The following is a 7,362-nucleotide window of genomic DNA, read 5'->3' on the forward strand; positions in this document are numbered from 1 at the left end:
AGCGAGCCTGCTCGCGAAAGCGGTATGTCAGTCACATCGATGCTGGATGTGCCACCGTCTTCGCGAGCAGGCTCGCTCCCACAGGGATTCCGTCGTTCGGGTTTTTATTGGTTTTTCCTGCTGATAAATGGCCATTACTGCGCAATCTTTTTTAAGGTTTAAAGGCACAAATTAACTAATTTTCCTCCCCGCGCTCTTTGTCCATGATCGCCTCCAACAAGAAATGCGCCGTCCCGTTTGCGCACACCGAAGTACGAACACGTACTCATCCTTGCCTTGGAGTTCGTCATGTCCACCACCGCTTCATCCGCCCCGCTCATCGAGAAACACACGATCGGGTACGTCCCGCCTGAGGATCGCCACGGAAAGGTCAAAGATCTGTTCACCCTGTGGTTCGGCGGCAATATCGCGCCGTTGCCCATCGTCACCGGTGCGCTCGGCGTGCAGTTGTTCCACCTGAACCTGGTCTGGGGCATTGTCGCGATCATCGTCGGCCACCTGGTCGGTGGTGTGCTGATGGCGCTGCACTCGGCGCAAGGCCCGCAGATGGGCATTCCACAGATGATCCAGAGTCGCGCGCAGTTCGGTTCCCTGGGGGCGTTGCTGGTGGTGGTGATTGCCGGCGTGATGTACATCGGCTTCTTCGCCTCCAACATCGTCCTGGCCGGCAAGTCGCTGCATGGCGTGGTCGAGAGTGTGCCGGTGTCGGTGGGCATCGTCCTCGGCGGCCTCGGATCGGGGATCATCGGCATCATTGGCTACCGCTTCATCCACGTGCTCAATCGCATCGGCACCTGGGTGCTGGGCCTGGGCATCGTGCTGGGCTTCGGCTACATCCTGACCCACGTGCAGACCGATGACTTCCTCACCCGCGGCAGTTTCAACATCTCCGGCTGGCTGGCCACGGTGTCGCTGGCAGCGCTCTGGCAGATCGCGTTCGCGCCGTACGTGTCCGATTACTCGCGCTACCTGCCGAAGGACGTCAAGGTCAGCTCGACCTTCTGGGCGACCTACCTGGGTTCTTCACTGGGCTCGATCCTGTCCTTCGTGTTCGGCGCCGTCGCCGTGCTGGCCACGCCCGTGGGCATGGACACCATGGACGCGGTGAAGCTCGCCACCGGTGCCATTGGCCCGTTGATGCTGGTGCTGTTCCTGCTCAGCGTGATCAGCCATAACGCCCTGAACCTGTACGGCGCGGTGCTCTCGGTGATCACCTTGCTGCAAACCTTCGCCCACCGCTGGATTCCGACCGCGCAGAGCCGGGCGGTGCTGTCACTGATCATCCTCGCCGGTTGCTGTGTGGCGGCCATCGGCGCCTCGGCGGATTTCATCGGGCACTTCGTCGACCTGGTGCTGGCGTTGCTGGTGGTGCTGGTGCCGTGGACCGCGATCAACCTCATCGACTTCTATGCCATCCACAAGGGTGACTACGACATCGCCTCGATCTTCCGCGTCGACGGCGGCATCTATGGCCGCTTCAATCCGCAGGCGCTGTTGGCCTACGCCATCGGCATCGTGGTGCAGATTCCGTTCATGAACACGCCGATCTACATCGGCCCCGTGGCGGTGCATATCGATGGCGCGGATCTGTCGTGGCTGGTGGGCTTGATCGTCACGACGCCGCTGTACTACTGGCTGGCGAACCGCGATACCGCGTATCGTCGCCGGCAGAACGTGGCGGGTCTGATGTCGGGCAATATATAAAGGACGCTGGAACAGGCGTACCGGGTTGAAATGAGGCTGTAATTCGGGATAGCCGTTTGTCGGGCGTATGGTTATGCTCAGCGAGCCTGCCAATCGCCAATGATAAACAACCACAGTGAAGCCATGAGCCAATCCGACACGCGTGCGACTGTTCTAGCGCTGTATCCAGAAGACTCCCGTGAGGCAGCGGCGTTGCTCAAGCAGGCAGTGCCGCTGATGGTTCGTCACAACATTCCGCCCAACCCGGTGCACTACGCGCTCTGGTACACCTACAGCAAGGGCCAGGAGCCGGAACTCAACCGGCACCTGGACCGGGTGGTCAACGATTTCGACGCTTTCCCGCCGGAGTCGGCGGCCAGGCTGTTTCGCGAATACATCATCCGCGACGAACTGGCGGACGCCCGTTCCGGGCAGCAGGACGCAATCAACCTGGTCGACGACATGGAGCGCGATGTTTCGCGCAGCGTGAAGGGTAACCAGAACTTCCAGGCCAGCCTTGGCCAGTACCTGCAAATGCTTGAAGAGCCGGCCAGTGAGCGCTTGCCGAGCATCCTGATCCAGCTGCAACAGAGCACCCGGCTGATGCAGGGGCAGCAGGAACACTTCCTCGCCCAGTTGCAATCGGCGCAACACGAGATCAAAAGCCTGCGCGACAAGCTGGAGCGCGCCCAACTGGCCGCGACCCTCGATGGCCTGACCGAACTGCTCAACCGCACCACCTTCAACCGCAAGCTTGAACAAGCGATGAATAACGCGGCGTCCGGCGTGGCGCTGGTGATGCTGGATATCGACCACTTCAAGCAATTCAACGATCAGTACGGGCATCCATTGGGGGACCGTGTTCTCCAGCATGTTGCCCGGGTGTTGCGTGAATCGCTGTCGGGCGAAGCGTTCGCGGCGCGTTACGGCGGCGAGGAGTTCTGCGTGGTGCTCAAGGACTGCCCGGACCTGGCGGCTGTGGGTGCGTTTGCCGAGCGCCTGCGCCTGAAAATCCAGTCGCTGCGGGTCAAGGCCCGGGGCACCGATACCGTGCTGGACACCATCACCGCATCGTTCGGCGTGGCCCATGCACAACCCGGCGACACGCCCGAAAGCCTGCTGACCCGCGCCGACGACGCGCTGTACCAGGCCAAGCGCAATGGGCGCAACCAGGTACGGCAGTAACACCTTAAAGGATGAACCACCGGCACCTGTGGCGAGGGAGCTTGCTCCCGCTGGGTCGCGCAGCGGCCCCAAAACCTGATCATTCAGGTAGCACCGAGCAAACGGGGTTTGCGACTGCTGCGCAGCCGAACGGGAGCAAGCTCCCTCGCCACAGGTTGTTTGGTGCTCTTTTCATCGAGCGGTTAGCCGAGGATGAAGTAGACCTTGCGCACCGGGGTGAGGTTTTCCCAGGTGCCCTGGAATCCGCTGGCGACCACGAAGGAATCGCCGGGGCCGAACGTGCGCGCGACACCTTCGGCATCGGTCAGGCGCACCGTGCCCTCGAGAATGTGGCACAGCTCATCGTAATCGCACTGGCAACGCTCCCGATGCGGTCCCGCCTCCCAGATGCCGGCCACGGCGTTTTTCCCGGGCGCCACAAAGTGCCGCCAACTCTTGCTGCGATAAGGCGCGTCGACCACGGCCGGGTCGTCGATTTCGGTTTCACGGGGGGCAAGCTCACTGGCGAAGTCGATGACGTGCCGGGGCAGGGCTGTGGACATGGTGGTCTCCGGATCAGGAATCGAAACCGATGCCAAAGGCATCGAAGGTCTTGAGCAGCAGGTCGCGGTGACCGTCGCGGTCCTCCCGCGCCAGAGAGCGCTGGGCCAGTTTCACGCCGACATAACGCAACGGCTCGGGCGGAAAGCGGAACGGCGCCTTGGAGGTCATCAGCAGTTCGGTGCGCTCAGTGCGTTCGCCGGCCAGCAGGTCGAGCATGTTCAACGCGGCAAAACGGCTGGCCGATACCCCTTGCCCGGTGAAGCCCAAGGCATAGGCAACGCGGCCCTGATGTTCACAACCGGTGAACATCGTGGTGCGTGCCGAGGTGTCGATGATGCCGCCCCAGGCATGGCTGAAGCGCACATCGCCCAGGGCCGGGAAGGTCTGTTGAAACTGTTCGGCCAGGCGCTGGAAGCTTTGCGGGCGCTGGGTCAGGGCTTCGTCGCGGCGCCCGCCGAAATGGTAGATGGCATCAAAGCCGGCCCAGAGAATGCGGTTGTCGGCGGTCTTGCGCAGGTAGTGGAACTGATTGCCGGAATCGGCGATGCCGTAACGGCCGGTCCAGCCGATGGCGGCCAGTTGTTCATCGCGCAGTGGCTCCGTGACCAGCGAGTAGTCGTAGACCGGGATCACGCTCGAGGCCAGATGGCCGAGCAACGGCGGGGCGATGTTGGTGGCGAGGGCGACTTGCCCGGCGATGATTTCGCCGTCGGCCGTGCGCAGGCGCAGGCTGTCGTTGCGGGCCTCCAGTTGCAGCGCCGGGCTGTTTTCGAACAGTTGAATGCCTTGCTCAAGGCATACGCGGCGCAATTCGGCAGCCATTTTCGCTGGATTGAGCAGCGCGTAGTTGGGTTCGAACAGACCTGCCACGTAGGCCGGGGAGTCGAGTTTCTGTACCAGTTGAGGGCCTTCCAGCAACTCGCAGTCAATGCCGAACCGCGCGTAGTTACGTTGCATGGCGCGCAGTCCGTCGACTTGCCAGGGTTGGCTGGCGACGTTTAGTTTTCCCTGGCGTTCGAACTCGACCTGCATGCCGAAGCGTTGCAGGTCGGCGGCCAGCTCATCGAGGTTCTGCCGGCCCAGGCGGATCAGTTGCTGCGCTTCATCCGGCCAACGCTTGAGGGCGTTGGAGACGCCATGGGAAATGCTCGGTGCGCAGAACCCGCCATTGCGCCCGCTGGCCTCGCCGCCGCAACGACGTGCCTCGATGATCGCGATGCTCAGCTTGGGGTTACGCTGGCGTGCCAGTAACGCCGTCCACAATCCGGTGAATCCGCCACCGACCACCGCCAGGTCGCATTGTACGGTTGCGCTGACAGAGGGTGTGGCGGGCGGCGGGGTGATGGTGTCCTGCCAAAAGGGATGGGGCAGGACGTGGTCGAGCGCATCGAGACGCGGTGGGGCATTCATGCTGAAACTCCGGCGGTGTGTCGGGCAGCGACGATTGCGTTCGGTTGCCCGACGGTTTTTGTTGTTATGGCTAGAGGTCGAGAATGGCGCGGGCGGCAATGTCGGTGCCGCGGGTCGCCTGCATGCGCTCGCTGAACGAGGCGAGGCGTTGCTTCATCGCTTGGTCGGCCAGCAGTTGTTCGAGGGCGCCGGGCAGGGCGGCCAGGGGATCGGCAAAGCGCGGCAGGTAGCGACCGACGCCGACTTCCTCAGCGCGGGCGGCGTTGTCGTGACCGTCCCAGCAATAGGGAATGATCAGCGAGGGCAAACCGAAGTACAGCGCCTCGCAGAAGCTGTTGTTGCCGCCGTGATGGATGAACACATCGCATTCCTTGAGCACGGCGGGCTGGGCAAACCAGCTGTCGAGGTACACGTTGTCCGGCACGATGGTGTACATGTCGCGGTAGGCGCCGACGTTGACCAGGAAGCGGTACGGCAAGGTTTCGATCGTGCTGATCAGGCGCTTCATCATCCCGGTGTCGGCAGCGCCGAGGCTGCCGAAGCTGAGGTAGATCAGCGGTGCGTCGTTGTGCCGTGGGAAGTCCGGGACGATGTACGGCGCTTCGCGGCGTACGCAGCCGTCGAGGTAGACGTAGCGCTGCGGATCGAGCGGCTGCCGGCGTTCATAACGCACAGGCGTCGGCGACAGCAGCAGGTTGAGCCAGGGTGAATCGGTGAGGAACTGCCCCGCCGGACAGGGCGCCGTATGGTTGCCGAGGAGAAACTGGGAAAAGCGTTCATGGGCCGGTGCGACCGCTTTGAGGTAGTGCTCGGAGTAACGCTCGCAGGCTTCGGTGTCACTGGCCAGGCAGCCGGAGAGGTACGGTGGAACGGCGGCATCCGGCAGTTCGGTCTCGGCGCAGGACACCACCCGCACCCAGGGGCAGCCGGCGTTGGCGATGGCCGGGAACATCACCACGTTGTCGAGCACGATCACGTCGGGCTTGAGGCGGCCGAGCAACTGCTGCAAGGGTTTTTCCGCTTCGATGGCGGTGTCGATGATGGCTTCCCAGGCGGGCGCCACGTAGCTGTCGATCTGCGCCAGCGGGGTCTGGTCGAAGTAGGGAATACTGCGCTCGATGAAGCGTTCCCAGTAGTGCTGGTGTTCCGCCGCCGACAACGGGCTCACTTGCGGAATCGGGTATTCGTCGAAGCCATACTCGGCGAACAGCCCCTGGAAATGCTCGTGGCAGATGAACACCGGCCTGGCGCCCAGCTCACGCAGCGACTGAGCGATACCAATGCAGTTCAAGGCCGCGCCGAAACTGGCTTCCGGAAACAGGGCGATCAGTTTTTGTTTTTGCATGGCGAGGACTGTCCATGGCGGGTCAGACCCGCCGCTCCTGAAGGTGTTTTTTATGCTGTCTTATTTTCAAAAAAAAATCATCATGTTTTTGCGTGGCGCTTAACGACGCCCGAACAGATGACTTTGCGGAATGCCCCGGTTGGCGGTTTGCGGGCGTTGCGCGGCGCTTAGGCGCAGGTGCAGGCGCAGCAGGTCGGCGGCGATCTCCATCTGCCCGCGTTCGATCTGCGCGATGATTTGCAGGTGTTCGCGCAGGGCCTCTTGCAGGCGGTGCACGCTGACCGATGGCAGCAGGTTCGGCAAGCGGCGCAAGCCCTGATGCTGGAGCAGGGCGTCACTGATGAAACGGTTGCCGCAGCTCTGGGCCAGCAGTTCGTGGAAGCTGATGTCCAGCTCGCGAAACTGCTGCAGATCGAAGTCTTCCACGGGGCGGGCGAGCAGGCTTTGCATGGCGCTGCGCAACAGCGCCAGGCGTTGCGGGTCGGCGTTGAAACTTGGGCTGAGCAAGGCTTCGGGCTCGAGGATCAGACGGAATTTCAGGCTTTCTTCGAGGGCGGCCAGGCTGTTCAGCGACGGCCGAAACAGCCAGGACTGGCCGGGGCCGCGCTCGATGGCCTGGCTTTCGCTCAGTTGCTGCAGGGCCTTTTGCGCCGCGGGCCGGCCGATGTCGTAGCGGCGCATCAGTTCGCTGATGCTGATGCTGTCGCCCAGGCGCCCGGCCATGCGGTCACGCAGCACCGAGGCGGCCAGTTCTTCTTCCTCGGCCTGGGGCAGGGCGGCGTTGAAGGCCTGGCCCGCCGGCGATGCCAGCAAGCGGTAGCCCTTGCCGGCTTCGTGGCTCAGCAGGTTTTCTTCCAACAGTACTTTCAGCGCACCGCGAATCAGCGTGCGCGACACCTGGAACGTACGCGCCAGGGCCTGTTCGGCCACCGGGTCGCCGGCCACCAGGCCGCTTTCCTGGGTGTGCTCCAGAATTCGCCGGGCGAGTTCCAGGTGGTTGGTGCGGGGTTTTTTCTCGGCTGTTGTGCTCAAGCGTCTTATCTCGGTTCGGTCGCTGGCGAATCAGGTGCTCATCTTATGCCATGCGCCGCTCAATGGTCCTGTGGTAACGCGCATTCCTGTGTAGGAGCTGCCGCAGGCTGCGATCTTTTGATCTTGTTTTTAAAGATCAAGATCAAAAGATCGCAGCCTTCGGC

6 protein-coding genes are annotated in these 7,362 nt (G+C 62.7%); 2 read left to right on the forward strand and 4 right to left on the reverse strand.

Translation table 11 applies throughout. The features are described from left to right. The first annotated feature begins 288 nt into the window (after positions 1–288). Both AC07YV_RS29455 and AC07YV_RS29460 read left to right on the forward strand, forming a co-directional pair. Positions 289–1,704 carry a purine-cytosine permease family protein gene (locus AC07YV_RS29455; RefSeq protein WP_102702780.1) on the forward strand — a complete coding sequence of 472 codons (1,416 nt, stop codon included), beginning with the start codon at positions 289–291 and terminating at the stop codon, positions 1,702–1,704. 123 nt (positions 1,705–1,827) lie between these two features. After that, complete coding sequence (locus AC07YV_RS29460; RefSeq protein ID WP_494990393.1) at positions 1,828–2,868, forward strand: GGDEF domain-containing protein; 1,041 nt, start codon at positions 1,828–1,830, stop codon at positions 2,866–2,868. A 182-nt stretch (positions 2,869–3,050) separates the two neighbouring features. On the opposite strand, the gene AC07YV_RS29465 is transcribed toward AC07YV_RS29460, so the two are convergent. From AC07YV_RS29465 to AC07YV_RS29480, 4 genes are all read right to left on the reverse strand, one after another. Continuing rightward, complete coding sequence (locus AC07YV_RS29465) at positions 3,051–3,410, reverse strand: cupin domain-containing protein (protein ID WP_015095627.1); 360 nt, start codon at positions 3,408–3,410, stop codon at positions 3,051–3,053. A gap of 13 nt (positions 3,411–3,423) precedes the next feature. Further along, positions 3,424–4,821: an NAD(P)/FAD-dependent oxidoreductase gene (locus AC07YV_RS29470; RefSeq protein WP_102702782.1), complete on the reverse strand. Its 1,398-nt coding sequence runs from the start codon at positions 4,819–4,821 to the stop codon at positions 3,424–3,426. Between the two features lie 70 nt (positions 4,822–4,891). Next, positions 4,892–6,166, reverse strand: coding sequence for a nucleotide disphospho-sugar-binding domain-containing protein (locus AC07YV_RS29475; RefSeq protein WP_102702783.1), 1,275 nt, complete (start codon positions 6,164–6,166; stop codon positions 4,892–4,894). 99 nt (positions 6,167–6,265) lie between these two features. Further along, on the reverse strand, positions 6,266–7,198 hold the full coding sequence (locus AC07YV_RS29480; protein WP_015095624.1) for a GntR family transcriptional regulator: 933 nt from the start codon (positions 7,196–7,198) through the stop codon (positions 6,266–6,268). Positions 7,199–7,362: the final 164 nt, after the last annotated feature.

The organism is Pseudomonas sp. GW456-E7 (assembly GCF_059424105.1).